The organism is Micromonospora sp. CPM1, assembly GCF_023896895.1.
Lineage (GTDB): Bacteria > Actinomycetota > Actinomycetes > Mycobacteriales > Micromonosporaceae > Micromonospora > Micromonospora tulbaghiae.
The window spans coordinates 174,185-194,329 of sequence record NZ_JAMHIU010000007.1 but is presented as its reverse complement, the minus strand read 5'-3'; the positions used below and the strand labels follow the sequence as shown (position 1 = coordinate 194,329).

21 protein-coding genes are annotated in these 20,145 nt (G+C 74.2%); 15 read left to right on the top strand and 6 right to left on the bottom strand.

Annotated features, from left to right (window positions below):
* Positions 1 to 37: 37 nt before the first annotated feature.
* From M8C11_RS11190 to M8C11_RS11180, 3 genes are read right to left on the bottom strand one after another with little or no spacing between them, the layout of a single operon-like run.
* Complete coding sequence (locus tag M8C11_RS11190) at positions 38 to 439, bottom strand: PLD nuclease N-terminal domain-containing protein (RefSeq protein WP_120571335.1); 402 nt, start codon at positions 437 to 439, stop codon at positions 38 to 40.
* A gap of 26 nt (positions 440 to 465) precedes the next feature.
* Positions 466 to 765, bottom strand: coding sequence for a DUF202 domain-containing protein (locus tag M8C11_RS11185; RefSeq protein WP_252449484.1), 300 nt, complete (start codon positions 763 to 765; stop codon positions 466 to 468).
* Positions 762 to 1,148 carry a DUF202 domain-containing protein gene (locus tag M8C11_RS11180; RefSeq protein ID WP_252449483.1) on the bottom strand — a complete coding sequence of 129 codons (387 nt, stop codon included), beginning with the start codon at positions 1,146 to 1,148 and terminating at the stop codon, positions 762 to 764. The genes M8C11_RS11185 and M8C11_RS11180 overlap by 4 nt, the downstream gene beginning before the upstream one ends.
* 41 nt (positions 1,149 to 1,189) lie before the next feature.
* Here M8C11_RS11180 and M8C11_RS11175 point away from each other — a divergent pair, with 41 nt between their 5' ends.
* The 4 genes from M8C11_RS11175 to M8C11_RS11160 all read left to right on the top strand — a co-directional run bounded on the left by M8C11_RS11175 (position 1,190) and on the right by M8C11_RS11160 (position 4,322).
* A complete protein-coding gene (locus M8C11_RS11175; RefSeq protein WP_252449482.1) occupies positions 1,190 to 1,987 on the top strand; it encodes a GNAT family N-acetyltransferase in 798 nt (265 codons plus the stop codon).
* Positions 1,988 to 1,989: 2 nt separating this feature from the next.
* Positions 1,990 to 2,394: a hypothetical protein gene (locus M8C11_RS11170; protein WP_120573938.1), complete on the top strand. Its 405-nt coding sequence runs from the start codon at positions 1,990 to 1,992 to the stop codon at positions 2,392 to 2,394.
* Positions 2,395 to 2,570: 176 nt separating this feature from the next.
* Complete coding sequence (locus M8C11_RS11165) at positions 2,571 to 3,350, top strand: electron transfer flavoprotein subunit beta/FixA family protein (protein WP_120571331.1); 780 nt, start codon at positions 2,571 to 2,573, stop codon at positions 3,348 to 3,350.
* 12 nt (positions 3,351 to 3,362) lie between these two features.
* Positions 3,363 to 4,322 (top strand): electron transfer flavoprotein subunit alpha/FixB family protein, encoded by a 960-nt coding sequence (locus tag M8C11_RS11160; RefSeq protein ID WP_013474293.1) that lies wholly within the window; start codon positions 3,363 to 3,365, stop codon positions 4,320 to 4,322.
* A gap of 97 nt (positions 4,323 to 4,419) precedes the next feature.
* On the opposite strand, the gene M8C11_RS11155 is transcribed toward M8C11_RS11160, so the two are convergent.
* Together M8C11_RS11155 and M8C11_RS11150 are read right to left on the bottom strand one after the other, a co-directional pair.
* Entirely contained in the window at positions 4,420 to 5,193 is a 774-nt protein-coding gene (locus tag M8C11_RS11155; RefSeq protein ID WP_252449481.1) for an anti-sigma factor, read from the bottom strand.
* Positions 5,147 to 5,752: an RNA polymerase sigma factor gene (locus tag M8C11_RS11150; protein WP_120571328.1), complete on the bottom strand. Its 606-nt coding sequence runs from the start codon at positions 5,750 to 5,752 to the stop codon at positions 5,147 to 5,149. Before M8C11_RS11150 ends, M8C11_RS11155 begins: the two co-directional genes overlap by 47 nt.
* Positions 5,753 to 5,992: 240 nt before the next feature.
* Between M8C11_RS11150 and M8C11_RS11145 the strand changes: the two genes are divergently transcribed.
* The 7 genes from M8C11_RS11145 (at position 5,993) to M8C11_RS11115 (ending at position 12,380) form a co-directional block, all read left to right on the top strand.
* A complete protein-coding gene (locus M8C11_RS11145; RefSeq protein WP_252449480.1) occupies positions 5,993 to 6,826 on the top strand; it encodes a DUF4397 domain-containing protein in 834 nt (277 codons plus the stop codon).
* Entirely contained in the window at positions 6,823 to 7,488 is a 666-nt protein-coding gene (locus M8C11_RS11140; RefSeq protein ID WP_252449479.1) for a class F sortase, read from the top strand. Before M8C11_RS11145 ends, M8C11_RS11140 begins: the two co-directional genes overlap by 4 nt.
* Positions 7,489 to 7,585: 97 nt before the next feature.
* Entirely contained in the window at positions 7,586 to 8,761 is a 1,176-nt protein-coding gene (locus tag M8C11_RS11135; RefSeq protein WP_252449478.1) for a cysteine desulfurase family protein, read from the top strand.
* 37 nt (positions 8,762 to 8,798) lie between these two features.
* Positions 8,799 to 9,875, top strand: a complete 1,077-nt coding sequence (gene mnmA / locus M8C11_RS11130; protein WP_013284461.1) for a tRNA 2-thiouridine(34) synthase MnmA — start codon at positions 8,799 to 8,801, stop codon at positions 9,873 to 9,875.
* 30 nt (positions 9,876 to 9,905) lie between these two features.
* Positions 9,906 to 10,910 (top strand): methionine synthase, encoded by a 1,005-nt coding sequence (locus M8C11_RS11125; protein WP_252449477.1) that lies wholly within the window; start codon positions 9,906 to 9,908, stop codon positions 10,908 to 10,910.
* A gap of 37 nt (positions 10,911 to 10,947) precedes the next feature.
* A complete protein-coding gene (locus M8C11_RS11120) occupies positions 10,948 to 11,316 on the top strand; it encodes a VOC family protein (RefSeq protein WP_205775917.1) in 369 nt (122 codons plus the stop codon).
* 29 nt (positions 11,317 to 11,345) lie between these two features.
* Positions 11,346 to 12,380 (top strand): ADP-ribosylglycohydrolase family protein, encoded by a 1,035-nt coding sequence (locus tag M8C11_RS11115; RefSeq protein ID WP_252449525.1) that lies wholly within the window; start codon positions 11,346 to 11,348, stop codon positions 12,378 to 12,380.
* A 131-nt stretch (positions 12,381 to 12,511) separates the two neighbouring features.
* On the opposite strand, the gene M8C11_RS11110 is transcribed toward M8C11_RS11115, so the two are convergent.
* Positions 12,512 to 13,147: a type II toxin-antitoxin system PemK/MazF family toxin gene (locus M8C11_RS11110; protein WP_252449476.1), complete on the bottom strand. Its 636-nt coding sequence runs from the start codon at positions 13,145 to 13,147 to the stop codon at positions 12,512 to 12,514.
* Positions 13,148 to 13,330: 183 nt separating this feature from the next.
* On the opposite strand from M8C11_RS11110, the gene ligA reads away from it, so the two are divergent.
* The 4 genes from ligA (at position 13,331) to gatA (ending at position 20,139) form a co-directional block, all read left to right on the top strand.
* A complete protein-coding gene (gene ligA / locus M8C11_RS11105) occupies positions 13,331 to 15,484 on the top strand; it encodes an NAD-dependent DNA ligase LigA (RefSeq protein WP_374667821.1) in 2,154 nt (717 codons plus the stop codon).
* A 151-nt stretch (positions 15,485 to 15,635) separates the two neighbouring features.
* A complete protein-coding gene (locus M8C11_RS11100; RefSeq protein WP_252449474.1) occupies positions 15,636 to 18,176 on the top strand; it encodes a bifunctional diguanylate cyclase/phosphodiesterase in 2,541 nt (846 codons plus the stop codon).
* A 105-nt stretch (positions 18,177 to 18,281) separates the two neighbouring features.
* Positions 18,282 to 18,587: an Asp-tRNA(Asn)/Glu-tRNA(Gln) amidotransferase subunit GatC gene (gene gatC / locus M8C11_RS11095; protein WP_013284468.1), complete on the top strand. Its 306-nt coding sequence runs from the start codon at positions 18,282 to 18,284 to the stop codon at positions 18,585 to 18,587.
* Between the two features lie 76 nt (positions 18,588 to 18,663).
* A complete protein-coding gene (gatA, locus tag M8C11_RS11090) occupies positions 18,664 to 20,139 on the top strand; it encodes an Asp-tRNA(Asn)/Glu-tRNA(Gln) amidotransferase subunit GatA (RefSeq protein WP_252449473.1) in 1,476 nt (491 codons plus the stop codon).
* Positions 20,140 to 20,145: the final 6 nt, after the last annotated feature.

Sequence of the window (20,145 nt, the reverse complement as noted above, 5' to 3'; positions counted from 1 at the left end):
GTCCGCCGGGTGACCGTCGGGCGGCCCGCGGCGCGTGTCAGACCTCGGGGCGGTCCCGGTCGTCCGGACGGCCGCGCAGTTCCTCCTCGCGGCGGCGCAGGTCCTCCTCCCACAGCCGCAGCCGTTCCTGGTCCTCGCGGCGGGACCGCTCGTCCAGCGAGGCGAGGAACTCCGGGTCGTCGTCCGGTGCGAGCGGGCGGCGGGCCGCCGGGGCGGCGGGACGGGTCGTGCCGGTGACGCCGGCGGTCCCGGCCGGGCGCTCGCGGCCCACCAGGAACCAGGCGATCGAGCCGACCAGCGGGAAGAAGAGAATGATCAACACCCAGATCATCCGGGGCAGCGCCTTGACCTTCTCCTCGTCGGCGGAGAGGCAGCTGATCAGCGCGCACACGGCGAGGACGATCTGAACCAGGAAGAGCAGCACGTAGAGGCGGGCCATGCCCCATGATGGCTCACCGCCGCACGTCAGCGCACCCCGCCGAGCACGTGCGCCACACCGAGCACCGCCAGTCCGGCCGCACCGAGCGCGGTCAGCGGCACCGACCAGCTGTCGAACCGCCGCGGCCCGGTGCCGGTGGCCCGGTGCCACGTCACCACCAGCACGGCGAGCCAGACCAGGACCGCGGCCCCGGCCGGTGCCGCGTCCGCGGCCCGGCCGCTGAATGCCGGCCGGAGCTGGAGCAGCAGCACCGCGGTCAGCGTGAGCAGCGTCCGCCGCCAGGCCAGCCGGGTGCGCTCGGGCTGCAGCCCGGGATCTCGGGTCACCCCGCGCCGCCCACCAGCACGGCGGCCACCAGCAGCAGCGCGCCGACCGCGACGACGAGCGCCAGCACGGCCGGGAAGCGGGACGCGGGCAGCTCCTCGTTCAGCCGCATGGCGCGTTCGGTGCGCGCCCAGTGGTCGACCGCCCGGATCGAGACGGCCGCGCCGAGCAGCAGCAACGCGACCGCGAGCGCCTCGCGCAGGTGGGCCAGGCGCAGCGGCGGGAGGAACTGGGCGGCGGCCAGCCCGCCCGCGACCAGCGCGAGCCCTGTCCGCAGCCAGGCCAGGAAGGTCCGTTCGTTCGCCAGCGAGAAGCGGTAGTCCGGCGGGGTGCCGACCGAACGCAGCTCACGCGGGTCGAACCAGCTCTTGATCGACTCCCACACGCTGCCGATTATCCGCTTTGCCCCGCGCCTAGCCTGGGGGGATGACCGATCTTGACGCGCGCGAGCTGCGTGACGCCTACGACAGCCAGATCCGACCGGAGCTGCCGGACCCGCTGCCGGACGGGGTGACGGTGGAGCGCGACGGCCCGCTGTTCCGCGTGCTCGGCCTCGACCACCGGGGCTTCCTCACCTACCGGACGCTCGACGGCCTGGCCGGCGCCGAGCTGGACGCGCTCATCGCCCGGCAGGTCGCGGTCTTCCGGGCCCGGGGCGAGTCGGTCGAGTGGAAGCTCGCCGGTCACGACGAGCCGGCCGACCTGGGTGACCGGCTGCGCGCCGCCGGGTTCGTACCGGAAGACCAGGAGACCGTCGTGGTCGGCCCGGTCGCGCCGCTGGCCGCCGCCGTCCCGGTGCTCCCCGAGGGGGTACGCCTGCGCGAGGTCACCAGCCGGGCCGACCTGGAACGGATCGCGGCGATGGAGGAGCAGGTCTGGCGCACCGACCGCAGCCACCTGGTGATCGGCCTGCTCCGGGAGATCGAGGCGGACCCGCAGTCGATCACGGTGGTGGTGGCCGAGGCGGGGGAGACGGTGGTCAGCGCGGGCTGGATCCGCTACCAGCGCGGCACCGGCTTCGCCAGCCTCTGGGGCGGCTCGACGCTGCCGCAGTGGCGGAAGAAGGGCATCTACCGGGCGCTCGTGGCGTACCGGGCGCGGCTGGCGCAGCAGCGCGGCAAGGCGCTGCTGCAGGTGGACTGCTCGCCGGACAGCCGGCCCATCCTGGAGCGGCTCGGGCTCGTTGCGGTCACCACCTCCACGCCCTACGTCTACACTCCGTGATCATGGAACGGTTGACGGCGGACGAGCGGCTCACCCTGAAGACCGGCGCGTTCGGTGCCGTGTTCCTGGTCTCCAACGCCGTGCCCGGCGTGCTGGCCATGGTGCGGGAGAGCTTCGCCGCCTCCGGTGCGCTCGCCGAGGTGGGAGGTGTGGTCAAGGAGGCACTGACCACCGGGCCGCTGCCGCAGCTCCCCCGGGACTCGGTCATGGAGATCGAGTCGGTGGTGCTGCCCGCGCTGGGCCGGTCGGTGGAGATCCTGCGCGCCAAGTCGCCGGACGACGTCGAGACGTACCGGTCGGTGGTGCTGGCCGCGGCGGAGCGGGTGGCGCAGGCGCACCGGGGGATCGAGCCGGCCGAGGCGGCGGCGATCGAGAAGATCCGGCAGGCGCTGGCCGAGGCGGCATGACGGTGGTGAGTTGCGTCACTCCGGGCCGCCGGGGTGGCCATGCTACTTGCGGGTAACATTGCCTCGTGGGGAAGTGCACAGCTGCCCGCGGTTGACCCACGTTGCGTCACGCGGGAGGCTGCGCCCGTGACCGGGCGAGTGATCGCTACACCAAACAGGAGGGTCGTCGAAGCGCGATGAACATCGTCGTACTCGTCAAGCAGGTGCCCGATTCGGGCGCGGACCGCAACCTGCGTTCTGACGACAACACCGTCGACCGCGGTTCGGCGAACAACGTCATCAACGAGATGGACGAGTACGCCATCGAGGAGGCGTTGAAGATCAAGGAGGCGCACGGCGGTGAGGTCACCATCCTGACCATGGGTCCGGACCGGGCGACCGAGTCGATCCGCAAGGCGCTCTCCATGGGCCCGGACAAGGCCGTCCACGTCGTCGACGACGCCCTGCACGGCTCCTGCGCGGTGGCCACCTCGAAGGTGCTCGCCGCCGCCCTCGGTCAGCTCAACGCCGACCTGGTCATCTGCGGCGCCGAGTCGACCGACGGCCGGGTCCAGGTCATGCCGCACATGATCGCCGAGCGGCTGGGCGTGGCCGCCCTGACCGGCGCCCGCAAGCTCACCGTCGACGGCGCGAACCTGACCGTCGAGCGGCAGACCGAGGAGGGCTACGAGGTGGTCACCGCCTCCACCCCGGCCGTGGTCTCCGTCTGGGACACCATCAACGAGCCGCGCTACCCGTCCTTCAAGGGCATCATGGCCGCCAAGAAGAAGCCGGTGCAGACGCTCTCCCTGGGCGACCTGGGCGTGGCCCCGGCCGAGGTGGGCTTCGACGGCGCCACCAGCGCCGTGGTCGAGCACTCCAAGCGCCCGCCGCGCTCCGGCGGCGAGAAGATCACCGACGAGGGCGAGGGCGGCGTGAAGCTGGTCGAGTTCCTCGCCACCGAGAAGTTCGTGTGAGAGGTCACTGACATGTCTGAGGTTCTCGTCGTCGTCGAAGCCACCAAGGAATTCGGCGTCAAGAAGGTCACCCTGGAGATGCTCACCCTCGCCCGCGAGCTGGGCACCCCGAGCGCTGTCGTCCTCGGTGGCGCCGGCGCCGCCGAGGCGCTGAGCGCCAAGCTCGGCGAGTACGGCGCGGAGAAGATCTACGCCGCCGAGGGCGAGGAGATCGACGGCTACCTGGTGGCCCCCAAGGCGACAGTTGTCGCCGAGCTGGTCAAGCGCGTCCAGCCGGCCGCCGTGCTGCTCGCCTCCTCCCAGGAGGGCAAGGAGATCGCCGCCCGCCTGGCGGTCAAGCTGGACAACGGCATCCTGACCGACGTGGTCGGCCTGGCCGCCGACGGCACCGCCACCCAGGTCGCGTTCGCCGGCTCCACCATCGTCAAGTCCAAGGTCACCAAGGGCCTGCCGCTGGTCACCGTCCGGCCGAACTCGCTCAACCCGGCCCCGGCCGCGGCCACCCCGGCCGTCGAGCAGCTCACCGTGTCGGTCACCGACGCGGACAAGCTGGCCAAGGTCGTCGAGCGGGTCGCCGAGCAGAAGGGCTCCCGTCCCGAGCTGACCGAGGCGTCGGTCGTCGTTTCCGGCGGTCGCGGTGTCGGCAACGCCGACAACTTCAAGCTGGTCGAGGAGATGGCCGACCTGCTCGGCGGCGCGGTCGGCGCGTCCCGCGCGGCCGTCGACTCCGGCTACTACCCGCACCAGTTCCAGGTCGGTCAGACCGGCAAGACGGTCTCCCCGCAGCTCTACGTCGCGCTGGGCATCTCCGGCGCGATCCAGCACCGGGCCGGCATGCAGACCTCGAAGACCATCGTCGCGGTGAACAAGGACGCCGAGGCGCCGATCTTCGAGCTGGCCGACTACGGCGTGGTCGGCGACCTGTTCAAGGTCGTCCCGCAGGCCGCCGAGGAGATCCGCAAGCGCAAGTGAGCGTCGCGTGAGAAAAGGCCGCCGCCCGGTGCACCGGGCGGCGGCCTTTCTCGTAGGGAGCTGATCGGCGGGCCGGGGAGCTGAGCCGGCCCGCCGATCAGCCCGTCAGGGTGCCCCTCAGCAGGCTGTCGCCGGAGTGGCCGGGCTTGTTGTCGTACTGCTCCGCGCTGACGTCGACCACGGTGTAGGTGCGCAGGTCGACGTTCGGGGGGATCGGCAGCAGCGCATCCCCCGAGCCGTTGCTCAGCGTACCCACGGAGAACATCTCCATCGTGTTCGGATCGATCAGCCAGACCTCGTAGTACCCCGGAACGCTCGGGAGATTCGCCACGTGCAGATGCAACCGGTTGTCACCGAGCACCCGGGCGTCGCCGGAGGCGTCCTTCGGCGTCGCGCCGAACGCGGCGAGCGGCGCGCTGGCCACCACCGGCGGCTCGGGGTCGGCCGGCTCGCCGCCGCCACCGCCGAGCACCGCGGCCGTACCGGCCACGCCGATCACCGCGGCGGCGGTGGCGGTGACCGCCGTGGTCGCCCACCCCGGCCAGCGCCGGCTCCGCCGCGGACGACGTGCCACGACGGGTACGGCGGCCGGCTCCACCGGGTCGGCCGGGCGCGGCAGGCGCCGTTCGGTCAGCGCCGGCAGCTCCTCGGCGGCCCGGATCTCGGCCACGATGCCCTGCCAGATGTGCTCCGGCGGGTCGGGCAGGTTGGCCAGGCCCTGGGTGCCGGCGCCGAGCCCGGCGACGTGCTGGAGCGACTCCATCTCGCCCCGGCAGTGGTCGCAGGTGTCCAGATGGGTGGCCTCGCCGTCAGCCGCCTCGCTCTCACCGAGCGCCAGAAAGACCAGCCGGTCGTGGTCCAGGTGCTGCACCGTCCACCTCCCATCTGCGTTTCAGGCTCTGCATGCCGCGTCTGATGTGACTCTTGACGGTGCCGAGCGGCACTCCGGTCACCGCCGCGATCTGCTGGTGTGTCAGGTCGTCGTAGAACGCCAGCTCCAGCATCCGGCGTTGTTCGTCGGGGAGTCGGGCCAGCTCGTCGGCGACCACCAGCCGGTCGACAACGGTGTCCGGGTCGGGGCCGGTGGAGACCGGCTCCGGCAGTTGCTTCACCGTCTCGACCACCCGGGTCTCCCGGGCCGCGGCCCGGATCCGGTCGACCACCTTGCGCCGCCCGATCCCGAGCAGCCAGCCGACCAGTGAGCCTTTCGCCGGGTCGAACGTCTCCCGGCCGAGCCAGGCGGCGACGAACGTCGCCTGGGTCACGTCCTCGGCGTCACTGCGGTTCACGAGCGTCGTGGTGGCCAGGTGCAGCACCGCTCGCCCGTACCTGTCGTACGCCTCTCGCAGGGCCGCCTCGTCGCCGTCGCGGAACCGGGTGGCGAGGTCGTCCTCGCCCGGCGGTTCGGGGCCCTGCCTGGCCGCCGTCACCGGGCGGCTCGCCTTCCGTGGGGCATGCCCGACTGTAACTCCCACAGCCCCCGCCCCACTCTCCCGGTGTGTCCGTCACGACCCTCGTCACCTCTCCTTCGTCGCCGCAGGGTCCGGCGGATGCGCCCGGAGACGGGAAAAAGAAATCGGATCCGGGCGCATCCGGGGGCGACGGAGCCGGCGTAACCCGTTCTGCAAGCCAGGCCTGACGAATCAGCATCAACCACCAGGAGGCAGACAATGCAGTACGCGATGTTCCGTCGGGTCGCCGCGGGCGGCGCGGTGGCCACCCTCACCTTCGCCGGCGTCGGCGCCGCCACCATGAGCCCGGCCTACGCCGCCTCGTCGAAGGTCTCCGTGGTCCACGGCATCCCGGACACCCCGGTCGACGTGTACGTCAACGGCGAGAAGACGCTGAACAACTTCAAGCCCGGCGACGTCGCCGGCCCGCTCACCCTGCCCGAGGGGGAGTACGACATCGCCCTGACCAAGCCCGGCGAGGCGATCGACCAGGCGATCCTGAAGGTGGACGACGCCGAGGTGCCGGGCGGGGCGAACATCAGCCTCGCCGCCCACCTCAGCGCCGCCGGCGAGCCGCAGATCACCCCGTTCGTCAACGACGTGTCCAAGGTGGGCGCCGGCAAGGCCCGGCTGATCGTCCGGCACACCGCCGCCGCCCCGGCCGTCGACGTGCGGGCCGGCGGGAAGCCGGTCTTCGAGAACCTGACCAACCCGAAGGAGGCCAAGGCGGACGTGGCCGCCGGCTCGGTCGAGGCGGACGTGGTGCTCGCCGGCACCGACACCGTCGCCATCGGCCCGGCCGACCTGAACCTGAAGGAGGGCACCGCCACCATCGTCTACGCGATCGGCTCGGCCGAGGCGAAGAACCTGAACGTGGTCGCCCAGACCATCAGCGGCCTGCACTCGGCGCCGGGCGGCGTGCCCAGCGGCACCGGCGGCCAGGCCGGCACCGGCGTGGACACCTGGTGGTACGTGCTGGCCGGGGCCGGCGTGCTGCTCCTGGTCGGCGGCGGGGCGCGGGTGGCGGCAACCGCCCGGGCCGGTCGCCGGTGACGGTGCGCAACCGCGGGGCGCTGGCGGCGATGGCCGCCGGCGCCGCCGCGCTCACCCTGGCGACAGTGGTGGCGTGCGGCTCCGAGCCCGCCGAGGACGTCGGCGGCGACGAGGTGACCGCGCTGGCCAGTGCCACGCCCACGCCCGCGCCCTCGGCGACCGGCGGCGGCTCGGTCCCGGTGAACCCGGGCACGCTGCCCGCCGGCGCCGAGATCGTCCCGCCGGTGAAGCTGAGCATCCCGCCGATCCGGGTCACCGCCACCGTCAACCCGGTGGGCGTCAACGAGCGCACCGACGAGTTCGAGGTGCCGCCCAGCGTGGACCAGGTCGGCTGGTACCGCTACGGCCCGGGCCTGGAGGCCGGTGCCGGCTCGGTGGTGATCGCCGGGCACGTGGACAGCGCCGAGCAGGGCAAGGGGGCGTTCTTCCGGCTGCGTGAGCTGGGCCGGGGGGACGAGCTCACCGCCACCGGCGCGGACGGCCGCGAGCGCTCGTACCGGGTGGTGGCCCGGGAGGAGTACCGGAAGTCGAAGATCCCGCTGGAGCGGTACTTCGCGCGCGACGGCAAGCCGCGCCTGACGCTGATCACCTGCGGCGGGCCGTTCGACGCGAAGACCCGCAGCTACCGGGACAACATCGTGGTCACGGCCGTTCCCGCGTGATCATGACGGGCCCGCGTGAGCGGGCCGGACCGCCCCGGGTGGGACGGGGCGGTCCGGCCCCCGGGGCCGGGTACGCAGGCCGTTAGGCTGAACCGTGATGGCATACCTTGATCACGCCGCGACGACCCCGATGCTGGACGAGGCACTCGAGGCGTACGTCGCTGTCGCCCGCGAGGTCGGCAACGCCTCGTCGCTGCACGCGGCGGGTCGCCGGGCCCGGCGGCGGGTGGAGGAGTCCCGCGAGCGGGTGGCCGCCGCGCTCGGCGCCCGCCCCTCCGAGGTGATCTTCACCGGCGGCGGCACGGAGAGCGACAACCTCGCCGTGAAGGGCGTCTTCTGGGCCCGTCGCGCCGCCCGCGCCGACCGGGTCCGGGTGGTCTCCAGCGCGGTCGAGCACCACGCCGTCCTCGACGCGGTGGACTGGCTGGTCGAGCACGAGGGCGCGCAGGCCGGCTGGCTTCCGGTCGACGCGGCCGGGCGGCTCGATCCGGAGCGACTGCGCGCCGAGCTGGCCGAGCACAGCGAGCGCGTCGCGGTGGTCACCGCCATGTGGGCGAACAACGAGGTGGGCACCGTCCAGCCGGTGGCCGAGCTGGCCGCCGTCGCCGCCGAGCACGGGGTGCCGTTCCACACCGACGCCATCCAGGCGGTCGGGCAGGTCCCGGTCGACTTCGCCGCCAGCGGCGTGTCAGCGCTCACCGTGACCGGGCACAAGCTCGGCGGCCCGGCCGGCGTGGGCGCGCTGCTGCTGGCCCGCGACGTGGCGGCCACCCCGCTGCTGCACGGCGGCGGCCAGGAGCGCGACGTACGCTCCGGGACGCTCGACACCGCGGGCATCGTCGCGTTCGCGGTCGCCGTCGAGAGCGCGGTCAAGGGCCAGCAGGAGTACGCCGCCCGCGTCGCCGCGCTCCGCGACGAGCTGGTCGAGCGGGTCCGGCAGGCCGTCCCCGAGGTGATCTTCAACGGCGACCCGGCCGACCGGCTCCCGGGCAACGCGCACTTCTCCTTCCCCGGCTGCGAGGGGGACGCGCTGCTGCTGCTCCTGGACGCCCAGGGCATCGCCTGCTCGACCGGGTCGGCCTGCTCCGCCGGGGTGGCCCAGCCCTCACACGTGCTGCTGGCCATGGGCGCCGACGACGACCGGGCCCGGTCCTCGCTGCGCTTCACGCTCGGGCACACGAGCACCGGCGCGGACGTGGACGCGCTGATCGCCGCGCTGCCGGCCGCGGTGGAGCGGGCCCGCCGCGCGGCCGCCCTCCGTACTCCCCGCTGACCCGGATACCCTCGGTGAGGACGAGGGGAGTGGGCCGGTGAGGGTTCTGGCGGCGATGTCGGGCGGGGTGGACTCCGCCGTCGCGGCGGCACGGGCGGTGGAGGCCGGGCACGACGTGACAGGCGTGCACCTGGCGCTGGCCCGTAACCCGCAGACGTACCGCACCGGCGCCCGGGGCTGCTGCACGCTGGAGGACTCCCGGGACGCCCGGCGCGCCGCCGACGTGCTCGGCATCCCGTTCTACGTGTGGGACATGGCCGACCGGTTCCACGACGACGTGGTGGACGACTTCGTGGCCGAGTACGCCGCCGGGCGTACCCCGAATCCCTGCCTGCGCTGCAACGAGAAGATCAAGTTCGCGGCGGTGCTGGACCGGGCCGTGGCCCTGGGCTTCGACGCGGTGGTCACCGGCCACCACGCCCGGCTCGGCGCCGACGGCCTGCTGCGCCGCAGCGTGGACGCGGCCAAGGACCAGTCGTACGTGCTGGCGGTGCTGACCCGCGCGCAGCTCGACCGGTCGATCTTCCCGCTCGGCGACTCGACGAAGGCCGAGGTGCGCGCGGAGGCCGCCCGGCGCGGCCTGGCCGTGGCCGACAAGCCGGACTCGCACGACATCTGCTTCATCGCCGACGGCGACACCCGCGGCTTCCTGGCCGAGCGGCTCGGCGAGGCGCCGGGCCAGGTGGTGGACGCGCTCACCGGCGCGGTGGTGGGCAGCCACAGCGGCGCCTACCAGTACACCGTCGGGCAGCGGCGTGGCCTGCACCTGGACCGCCCGGCGCCGGACGGCCGGCCCCGCTACGTCCTGTCCATCACCCCGACCACGAACACCGTGACGGTCGGCCCGGCCGAGGCGCTGGAGGTCTCCGACGTGCGGGCCACCCGCCCGGTGTGGACCGGCGGGCCGCGCCCGGACGGGCCGGTCGAGTGCGAGGTGCAGCTCCGGGCACACGGCGACGTGGTGCCGGCCGCCGTCGAGGTCGACGCCGACGGGCTGCGCGCGTCGCTGCGCCGCCCGGTGCGGGGTGTCGCCGCCGGTCAGGCGATCGTGGCCTACCGGCCGGACCCGGCCGGCGACGTGGTCCTCGGCTCCGCCACCATCACCGCTGCCTGACCGGCGACGGGCAGCGGATAGGCTGCGGCCGTGACTGAGCAGGCGTGGCCCTGGCCCACCGGCGCGGCGACCGGGATCGGGTCGCTGCCCGGAACCGACATCACCGAGGCGCAGCGGATCGTGCTCGGCGAGCTGCCCGCCCTGCCGCACCTGCCCGAGCTGCCCGCGCGAGGGCCGGGCGCGGACATCGTCGGCCGCACCGCCGGCCTGCTCGTCGAACTTCCGGTCGAGCTGTACGCGGCCCGCTGGCGGATCGCCCCGCGCCCCGGCCGCGACCTGCGCCGCGCTCGCGACCTGATGGAACGCGACCTCGACCAGCTCGCCGAGCAGGCCGAGGAGTACGCCGGACCGGTCAAGGTCCAGGCCGCCGGCCCGTTCACCCTCGCCGCCGCGCTGGAGCTGCCGATCGGCGGCCGGATGCTGCGCGACCCGGGCGCGGTACGCGACCTCGCCGGCTCGCTCGGCGAAGGGCTGCGCGGGCACGTCGAGGCGGTGACCCGGCGGCTGCCCCGCGCCTCGGTGCTGCTCCAGCTCGACGAGCCGTCCCTGCCGGCGGTGCTGGCCGGCCGGGTGCCCACCGAGAGCGGCTTCGGCACCCACCGACCGGTGGAGACCGAGGTGGCGCGCGGGCTGCTGCACGACGTGATGGAGGCGGCCGGCGTCCCGGCGCTCGTGCACTGCTGCGCGCCGGACGCCCCGCTGGAGCTGATCCGGTCCGCCGGGGCCGTGGGCGTCGCGCTCGACCTGTCGCTCGTCACCGACCTCGACCCGCTCGGCGAGGTGATCGACGCCGGGCTCGGGCTGCTGGCCGGCGCCGCGCCGACGCTGCCGCCGCCGTCCGGCCGGGCGCCGACGTCGGCCGAGGTCGCCGACCGCATCCGGCGGGTCTGGGACCACCTCGGCTTCCCCCGTCGCCGGCTGGCCGAGCAGGTGGTGGTCACCCCCGCGTGCGGTCTGGCCGGCGCCACCCCGGCGTACGCCCGCGCGGTGCTCACCGCCTGCCGCGACGCCGGCCGGCGGCTCGCCGAGGACTGACGTTTTTCCGTCGTACCCGCCGGGCACGATGACCGGCATGATTGGACGACTGCGTTCCACAGTGATCGACTGCCCCGATCCGCACGCGCTCGCCGCCTTCTACTCCGAGCTGCTCGGCCTGCCCCTGGTGGAGGAGGACTCCGACGGCGACGAGTGGGTGGTGCTCGGCGGCCCGCCCGGGCACCAGCCGCGGGTGGCCTTCCAGCGGGCGCCCGGCCTGCGCGCCCCCGACTGGCCCGACCCGGCCCGGCCGCAGCAGTTCCACCTCGACGTGACTGTCGACGACATCGAGGCGGCCGAGAAGGCGGCGCTGGCGCTCGGCGCGCGACGGCTGCCGGGTGAGGGGGAGGGCTTCCGGGTCTACGCCGACCCGGCCGGCCACCCGTTCTGCCTCTGCTGGGACTGATCTTCCGCGACTTGCGCGGCGGGGGCATGATCGCCACCGTGACCGCCTCCACCGCCACCGGCCGCGCCGCCGGTTCGCTGTTCGGCCTGGCCTACGGCGACGCCCTGGGCAAGCCGACCGAGTTCCTCACCGTCACCGAGATCGTCCGGCGCTACGGTCCGGGCGGTCCGCGCGAGCTGACCGGCGACCCGGCCCTGGTCACCGACGACACCCAGATGGCGCTCGCAGTGGCGTGGGCGCTGCACGACGCGCCCGCGTACACGGCGGGGGCGGTGGAGCCGCTGCTGCGGCAGCGCTTCGTCGACTGGTCGGTCAGCCCGGAGAACAACCGCGCCCCCGGCATGACCTGCCTGCGGGCCTGCGCCGAGCTGGCCCGGGGCGCCCGCTGGCAGGAGGCCACGGTCGCCGGTTCCAAGGGCTGCGGCGCGAACATGCGGGTCACCCCGGTCGGGCTGCTCGACGTCGACCTGGACACGATGGCCGGGCTGGCCCAGCTCCAGGCCGGTCTCACCCACGGCCACCCGACCGGGCTGGCGGCGAGCGAGCTGACCGCGTACGCGGTCCGGCTGTTGCGCGACGGTGCGGCGCTGCCGGAGCTGCCCGGCCTGCTCACCGAGCGGGCCCGGGAGCAGCGCACCGTCTACCGGGACGACTGGCTGGGCGACCTGTGGCAGCGGCCCGGCGAGAGCAGCGCGGCCGAGTTCGTCGCCCGGGGCTGGGACGACTGCCTGCGCGTGCTCGGCCGGCTGGAGGCGGCGCTGGCCCGCCCGGACGACGGCGGCGACCCGTGCCGGTTCACCGGCGAGGGGTGGATCGCCGAGGAGGCTCTCGCCACCGCGCTGCTCTGCGCGCTGCGCCACACCGACGACCCGGTCGGCGCGCTGGCCCGGGGCGCCACCACGGCCGGTGACTCGGACTCCATCGCCGCCCTGGCCGGCGCGTTCGTCGGCGCCGCGTACGGCATGGCCGCCTGGCCCGCCGGGTGGGCCGGCCGGATCGAGTACGCCGGTCAGCTCACCGCGCTCGCCGCGGCCTTCGACGGAGGAGCCCAGCCCGCGCGCTGAGGGCCGGACAGCCGCACCGGCTCCCGCTCGCGCGGGTGGTTCGGACGCCGCTTCCGGCTCGCGCGGGTGGTTTCGGGCGCCGGTTCGGCTCGCGGGGCGGACGGGTCCGGGTGCCGGCTGCCGCGGACGGGTCAGCCGGTGAGGTGGTCGAGGCGGCGGATGCCGCGCCACAGGGCGGGGTCGCAGGTGCCGGCCCGGTCGGCGAACGCGCTCAGCGGCACCGGGATCGGCTCGCTGACGTCCAGGTAGCTGTCGTGGTCGGCGTCCGGATCCCAGTCCCGCGTCGGGATCGGCAGGTGGTCGTCCCGGTCCGACTTGTCCTGGCTGGTGATCTTCAGCACCTCGGCGTCCCGGCCGTCGACGCGCAGCACCAGGCAGGGGCGCACCTTGGAACCGGTTCCGTCGGCGTAGGGCACGTCGGCCCACCAGATCTCCCCGGGCCGGGGCTCGTCCCGGTCGGTCCGGGCGCCCCGTGGCCTCGGCGGCGCGCCGACGCGCTCACCTCGCGACCCGCCGCCGGCCCGGTCACCGCGGCGCCCGCCACCGGGCCGGTCGTCGCCGCGTCCACCGCCGGTCCGGTCGGTGCCGGGCCGGTCGCCGCCCGGCCCGCTGCTCCGGCTGCCACGGCCGGTGCCCGGCCGCCGTCCACCGGCCCGGTCGCGCGTCCCGGCGGCGCGTTCGGCCGAGCGGCGGCGCCAGTCGTTCCACAGCCAGCCGGCCGCGACGCAGGCCACGATCACCAGCGCCCAGATCACCCCGTCGCGCATCCGTCGCCCGCCTTCCCGACCGTTGTCGCCCAGCACCGCCGACGCGATCGTCGCACGGCCGGGCCGCACCCGCCCGGCGGCGCGACCGGCGCCGGTTCGCCCTGCTCGGCGCGGGTGGCCGGACGACTGTCACCCCCGACCGCTACGGTTCTCGGGTAGCACGAACACGGGAGGTCGACAGCGGTGTCCGAAGGCGGCGGCGTGTCCGAAGAAGCGGTTCCCCCAGCGGTCGACGCGGCCCAGGACGCGGCGGCGGGTGCCGAGCCGACCCCGGCGGCCCGGGAGCGGCACGCCACGCTCAGCCAGGAGCTGACCGAGCACCAGTACCGCTACTACGTGCTCGACGCGCCGACCGTCACCGACGCGGAGTTCGACAGGCAGCTGCGGGAACTGGAGGCGCTGGAGGCCGAATACCCGGCGCTGCGCACGCCCGACTCGCCCACCCAGCGGGTCGGCGGCACCTTCTCCACCGACTTCACGCCGGTCGCGCACGCCGAGCGGATGCTCTCGCTCGACAACGCCTTCGCCGACGAGGAGCTGGCGGCCTGGTCCGAGCGGGTCGAGCGCGACGCGGGCGGCCCGGTGCCCTATCTGTGCGAGCTGAAGGTCGACGGGCTCGCCATCAACCTGACCTACGAGAAGGGCCGGCTGGTGCGCGCCGCGACCCGGGGCGACGGCCGCACCGGCGAGGACGTCACCGCCAACGTGCGCAGCATCAAGGGGGTGCCGGCCCGGCTGACCCCGGCCGACGACTTCCCCGACGTGCCGGATCTGATCGAGGTGCGCGGCGAGATCTACTTCCCGGTGGCCGCGTTCGCCGACCTGAACGCGAGCCTGGTCGAGCAGGGCAAGGCGCCGTTCGCCAACCCGCGCAACGCCGCCGCCGGCAGCCTGCGGCAGAAGGACCCCCGGGTGACCGCCTCCCGCCCGCTGCGCCTGGTGGTGCACGGCATCGGCGCGCGCACCGGGTTCCGGCCGGCCGCGCAGTCCGAGTCGTACGCCGCGCTCAAGGCGTGGGGGCTGCCCACCAGCGACCGGTGGCGGGTGGTGGACGACCTGGCCGGGGTCGCGGACTACATCGCCTACTACGGCAAGCACCGGCACGACGTCGAGCACGAGATCGACGGCGTGGTGGTCAAGGTCGACCCGGTCTCCATCCAGGGCCGTCTCGGCTCGACCAGCCGGGCGCCCCGCTGGGCGATCGCCTTCAAATACCCGCCGGAAGAGGTCAACACCAAGCTGCTCGACATCGACGTCAACGTCGGGCGCACCGGCCGGGTCACCCCGTTCGCCGTCCTCGAACCGGTCCGGGTGGCCGGCTCCACAGTGGCGCTGGCCACGCTGCACAACGCCCGCGAGGTCGAGCGCAAGGGCGTGCTCATCGGTGACACGGTGGTGCTGCGCAAGGCCGGCGACGTGATCCCCGAGGTGCTCGGCCCGGTGGTCGAGCTGCGCCCGGCCGACGCCCGCCCGTTCGTCATGCCGACCACCTGCCCGGCCTGCGGCACGCCGCTCGCGCCGGCCAAGGAGAGCGACGTCGACATCCGCTGCCCCAACGGGCGGGCCTGCCCCGGTCAGATCCGCGAGCGGGTCTTCTACCTGGCCAGCCGCAAGGTGCTCGACATCGAGGTGCTCGGCGAGAAGGGCGCCGCGGCGCTGCTCGACGCCCAGATCATCACCAACGAGGGCGACCTGTTCCAGCTCGACGCCGAGCAGCTGAGCCGGTCGCCGTTCTTCGTCAACAAGGACGGCAGCCTGGGCAGCAACGCCACCAAGCTGCTCGACAACCTCGCCGAGGCCAAGGAACGGGACCTGTGGCGCGTGCTGGTGGCGCTGTCCATCCGGCACGTCGGCCCCACCGCCGCCCAGGCGCTCGCCCGGCACTTCCGCTCGGTCGCCGCGATCGAGGCCGCGAGCGAGGAGGAGCTGTCCTCGGTGGACGGCGTCGGCCCGACCATCGCGGCGAGCGTGAAGGAGTGGTTCGCCGTCGACTGGCACCGCGACGTGGTGCGCAAGTGGGCCGAGGCGGGCGTACGGATGGCCGAGGAGGCCGCCGACGAGGGGCCGCGACCGCTCGACGGCGTCACTGTGGTGGTCACCGGCACGCTCAGCGGGTTCAGCCGTGACCAGGCGGCCGAGGCGATCCAAGCCCGGGGCGGCAAGGTGACCGGCTCGGTCTCCAAGAAGACCGGCTTCGTGGTGGTCGGCGACAATCCCGGCTCCAAGGCCGACAAGGCCGCCACCCTGAAACTGCCGATCCTCGACGAGGACGGATTCCGCGTCCTGCTGGACTCCGGCCCGGAGGCGGCCCGCGAGGTGGCCCGGGCGGAGGACTGACAGGCTGGTCACAGCTTCCGTCCGGCGGATACCAAGTTAATTACGACTACGACCGATTCGTGACTGTCGTGTCGGGGAAATCGCCTCGGAGGGCGTTTCATTGGCGTACGACGCGTGACGGCGCGCGCCAGGACGTTCCCCGGGAGGTGCGATGGAGACCGGCGACCCGCGTAACTCCGTCCCGCCCGGGCGGAGCGGGCCGTTCTTCGGCTTCGTCGGCGCGATCGGCCTCGTCGCCCTGGCGGTCTCGGCCGGTCCGCTCGTCGCGCTCGCCGAGAGGTGGAGCGAACTGCCGGCCGCGTTCTGGACCATGGCGGCGCTCGCCGTCGCCTGCGACGCCCGCCCGTTCGTCCCGCCCGGCCGGCGGCAGACCTCGGCGGTGTTCCCGTCGACCTGCTTCACCTTCGCCATCCTGCTCGGCTGGGGCTTCGGTCCGGCCGTCGCGGTGCAGGCCGTGGCGGTCGCGGTCAGCGGCTTGCGGCTCGGGTACGCGCCCTGGCGCACCGGCTTCAACGCGGCGCAGTACGCGTGCGCGCTGGCCGCCGCGTACGCGGTCACCCGGATCGGCCCGGGTGAGCTGTTCGACGGCGGCCGGTTGCACTGGACCGACGTGGCGGCGGTGGGCGGCGCGACGGTCGCCTGGTTCGTGGTCAACTACGGGCTGGTCAGCTCGGCGGTCCGGTTGCGCTTCGGCGACCGCTGGTGGCCCAGCGTCCGCAGCGGCCTGGCCTACGAGCTGCTCGCCACCGGTTCGCTGCTGCTGCTCGCGCCGGTGCTGGTGGCCGCCGCCCGGGCCAGCGCGGCGCTGATCCCGCTGGTGCTGGTGCCGCTGTTCGCGGTCTACCGGATGGCCCGGCTCTCCGCCGAACGGGAACAGCTCGCCGACGTGGACCCGCTCACCGGGCTGCCCAACCGCAAGGCGCTGCTGACCGAGGTGGCCGAGCAGGTGCACCTGCACGGCGACCGGGCCGCCCGGGGCGCGCCGGACGCCCACCTGGCGCTGCTGCTGCTCGACCTGGACCGGTTCAAGCACGTCAACGACGCGCTCGGGCACGCCGTGGGTGACCGCCTGCTGGTCGAGGTGAGCGCCCGGCTGATGGGCGCTGTGGACGGCGGTGACATGGTGGCGCGGCTCGGCGGCGACGAGTTCGCCATCGTCGTACCCCGGCTCACCGACATCGACCAGGCCCGCGAGCGGGCCGACCGGGTGGTGGCCGCGCTCGCCGAGCCGGTGCCGCTGGACGGGCTGCCGCTGGACGTGGGCGGCGCCATCGGCATCGCGCTCTACCCCGACCACGGCGAGGACTTCGCCACCCTGATGCGTCACGCCGACGTGGCCATGTACGACGCGAAGCACCGCAACGACACGGTGGCGGTCTACGCGCCGGAGTCCGACCACAACTCGGCCGAGCGGCTGAGTCTGCTGGCCGACCTTCGCCGGGTGCTGGAGTCCGGCCCGTCCGCGCAGGGCGGCGAGACGGTCGGCGTACGCGGGGGTGACGGCGCCGCCCTCCAGCCGGCGCTGCCGGTCCGGGCCGACCGCCCGGCCCGCAACCAGCGCCCGGCGCGCGACGGCGGCCGCGGGCGGTCCGGCGACGGGCCGAACCGGTGGCTGCGGCGTCGCCGGGACCGGGCCGAGGAGCGGCACGACGACGACCTGATCGAGCGGATCCTCACCGGCGCCGACCCGATCCGCCGCCGCGCCGCCCACGCCGGGGCCGGCTCGGTCGCCGGCCCGTTCGTGGTGGGCGACACGCAGTTAACGCCGGCTACCGAGACCGCCGACGGGGACGTCACCCACGACGCGGAGGCCACCGTGAGTACGGGCGCGCCGGGCGTCATCGGCCCGACCGCCGACGGGAGCACGACCGCCGAGCCGGACGACCAGGCCGCGCACCCGGGCGAGATCACCATGTACTACCAGCCGCAGATCGCCATCGCGACCGGCGAGGTGGTGGGCGTCGAGGCGCTGCTGCGCTGGCGGCACCCGCGCCGGGGCATGGTCGACCCGGGCGAGCTGATCCAGGTCGCCGAGCAGAGCGCGGTGATGCGGCTGCTCACCCGCCGCGTGGTGGACGACGTGGTGGAGCAGCTCGCCAAGTGGTCGGCGGCCGGGCTCACGCTGCGGGCCGCGCTCAACGTCAGCGTCCGTGACCTGCACACCGGCGAGATCGCCGACCAGATCGCCGACCGCCTGGCCCGGTACGGCGTGCCGCCGGAGCGCCTCCAGGTGGAGATCACCGAAGGCGCGCTGATGGCCGACCCGCGGCGGGTGCTCGCCAGCATCACCCAGCTGCACCGCATCGGCGTCGGCATCGCGCTCGACGACTTCGGCACCGGCTACTCGTCGCTGCAGCACCTGCGCCGGCTCCCGCTGTCCGAGGTGAAGGTGGACCGGTCGTTCGTCCTCGGGATGGCCGAGGATCCGGACGACGCCGCGATCGTCCGCTCGATGATCGAACTGGCCGGCGCGCTCGGGCTGCGGGTGGTGGCCGAGGGCGTGGAGGACGAGCGCACCTGGCGGCTGCTGCACGCCGCCGGGTGCGACGTGGCGCAGGGCTGGTTCCACGCCCGGCCGATGCCGGCCGAGGACCTGGTGGCCTGGCTGTCCCGCTACCGCCCGGTGCGCCCGGCGGAGGCGGGGAGCCGCAGCGGTCCGGCGCCGGAGGGGGAGTCGAAGGCGTCGTCGTGACGGCGGGACAATAGACTCGCTCCGGTCACCGCGCGTCATCGAGCACGCCCGTACGCGCGGCCGGCCCACCGCAGACGTCTCAGGACAGCCACGAAGGGGGCACTGATGGCCGCCATCTCCCGCGAGGAGGTCGCGCACCTCGCGCGACTGTCGCGGCTCGCCGTCACGGAGGAGGAGCTGGACACCTTCGCCGGCCAGCTGGATGTGATCCTCCAGTCGGTCGCGCAGGTCGGCGAGGTCGCCGCGGCGGACATCCCGCCGACGTCCCACTCCGTGCCGCTGACGAACGTGCTCCGCGAGGACGTGGTGCGGCCGGGCCTGACCCCGCAGGAGGCGCTGTCGGGCGCCCCCGACGCCGAGGAGCAGCGGTTCCGCGTCCCGCGGATCCTGGACGAGGATGTGGCCTCATGAGCGAGCGCAGCGAGCGAATCATCAGGCTCAGCGTGGTTGTCGGTCGTGACGGCACGGAGCGAAGCGGAGTGCCGGCATGACCGACCTGACGAAGTTGACCGCCGTCGAGATCGCCGGGCTGGTGGCGAGCGGCGAGACCTCCGCGGTCGAGGTCACCCAGGCCCACCTGGACCGCATCGGCGCCGTCGACGACCGGGTGCACGCGTTCCTGCACGTCGACACCGAGGGAGCGCTCGCCGCCGCCCGTGCCGTGGACGAGCGGCGCGCCGCCGGTGAGGAACTGGGCCCGCTCGCCGGTGTGCCGGTCGCCGTGAAGGACGTCCTGACCACCAAGGGCGTGCCGACCACCGTCGGGTCGAAGATCCTGGAGGGCTGGCGCCCGCCGTACGACTCGACGATCGTCGAGCGGCTGCGCGCGGCCGGCACGGTGATGCTCGGCAAGACGAACATGGACGAGTTCGCGATGGGCTCCTCCACGGAATACTCGGCGTACGGTCCGACCCGCAACCCGTGGGACACCGACCGGATCCCGGGCGGCTCCGGCGGCGGCAGCGCGGCGGCGCTGGCCGCGTACGAGGCGCCGCTGTCGATCGGCTCGGACACCGGCGGCTCGATCCGCCAGCCCGGCGCGGTCACCGGCACCGTCGGCGCGAAGCCCACCTACGGCGGCACCTCCCGCTACGGCCTGGTCGCGTTCTCCTCGTCGCTGGACACGCCCGGCCCGTGCGCGCGTACCGTGCTCGACGCCGCGTTGCTGCACGAGGCGATCGGCGGTCACGACCCGCGCGACTCCACCTCGATCCCGGCCCCGGTGCCGGACGTGGTGGCCGCGGCGCGGCGCGGCGCCACCGGTGACCTGACCGGCGTGAAGCTCGGCGTGGTCACCGAGTTCACCGGCGAGGGCGCGGAGCCGGGCGTGATGGCCGCGTTCCGCGAGTCGGCCGAGGCGCTGGCGAAGCTGGGCGCCGAGATCGTCGAGATCTCCTGCCCGCACTTCAAGTACGCGCTGCCGGCCTACTATCTGATCGCACCGAGCGAGTGCTCCTCCAACCTGGCCCGGTTCGACGGCGTCCGGTTCGGCCTGCGGGTCGGCGACGACGGCAACCGGTCGCTGGAGGAGGTCATGTCGATGACCCGCGAGGCCGGCTTCGGCCCCGAGGTCAAGCGCCGCATCATGATCGGCACGTACGCGCTCTCGTCGGGCTACTACGACGCCTACTACGGTCAGGCGCAGAAGGTCCGCACGCTGATCACGCGGGACTTCACCAGCGCGTTCGAGCAGGTCGACGCGCTGATCTCGCCGACCACGCCGTTCGTGGCGTTCCCGATCGGGTCGCGTACCGCCGACCCGTACCAGATGTACCTGGCGGACCTGTTCACCATCCCGACGAACCTGTACGGCGGCCCGGCCATCTCGGTGCCGTGCGGCCTGTCCGAGGGGCTCCCGGTCGGCTTCCAGATCATGGCGCCGACCATGGCCGACGACCGGATGTACCGGGTCGCCGCCGCGCTGGAGAGCGCCGTCGGCACGCTGACCCCGCCGGCGCTCTGAACCCGG

Excerpts from the sequence above, each read along its gene's own strand:
- M8C11_RS11190 (WP_120571335.1), bottom strand. The coding sequence starts at position 439 with ATGGCCCGCCTCTACGTGCTGCTCTTCCTGGTTCAGATCGTCCTCGCC.
- M8C11_RS11175 (WP_252449482.1), top strand. The coding sequence starts at position 1,190 with ATGACCGATCTTGACGCGCGCGAGCTGCGTGACGCCTACGACAGCCAG.
- M8C11_RS11170 (WP_120573938.1), top strand. The coding sequence starts at position 1,990 with ATGGAACGGTTGACGGCGGACGAGCGGCTCACCCTGAAGACCGGCGCG.
- M8C11_RS11165 (WP_120571331.1), top strand. The coding sequence starts at position 2,571 with ATGAACATCGTCGTACTCGTCAAGCAGGTGCCCGATTCGGGCGCGGAC.
- M8C11_RS11160 (WP_013474293.1), top strand. The coding sequence starts at position 3,363 with ATGTCTGAGGTTCTCGTCGTCGTCGAAGCCACCAAGGAATTCGGCGTC.
- M8C11_RS11145 (WP_252449480.1), top strand. The coding sequence starts at position 5,993 with ATGCAGTACGCGATGTTCCGTCGGGTCGCCGCGGGCGGCGCGGTGGCC.
- M8C11_RS11135 (WP_252449478.1), top strand. The coding sequence starts at position 7,586 with ATGGCATACCTTGATCACGCCGCGACGACCCCGATGCTGGACGAGGCA.
- M8C11_RS11120 (WP_205775917.1), top strand. The coding sequence starts at position 10,948 with ATGATTGGACGACTGCGTTCCACAGTGATCGACTGCCCCGATCCGCAC.
- M8C11_RS11110 (WP_252449476.1), bottom strand. The coding sequence starts at position 13,147 with ATGCGCGACGGGGTGATCTGGGCGCTGGTGATCGTGGCCTGCGTCGCG.
- M8C11_RS11100 (WP_252449474.1), top strand. The coding sequence starts at position 15,636 with ATGGAGACCGGCGACCCGCGTAACTCCGTCCCGCCCGGGCGGAGCGGG.
- gatC (WP_013284468.1), top strand. The coding sequence starts at position 18,282 with ATGGCCGCCATCTCCCGCGAGGAGGTCGCGCACCTCGCGCGACTGTCG.
- gatA (WP_252449473.1), top strand. The coding sequence starts at position 18,664 with ATGACCGACCTGACGAAGTTGACCGCCGTCGAGATCGCCGGGCTGGTG.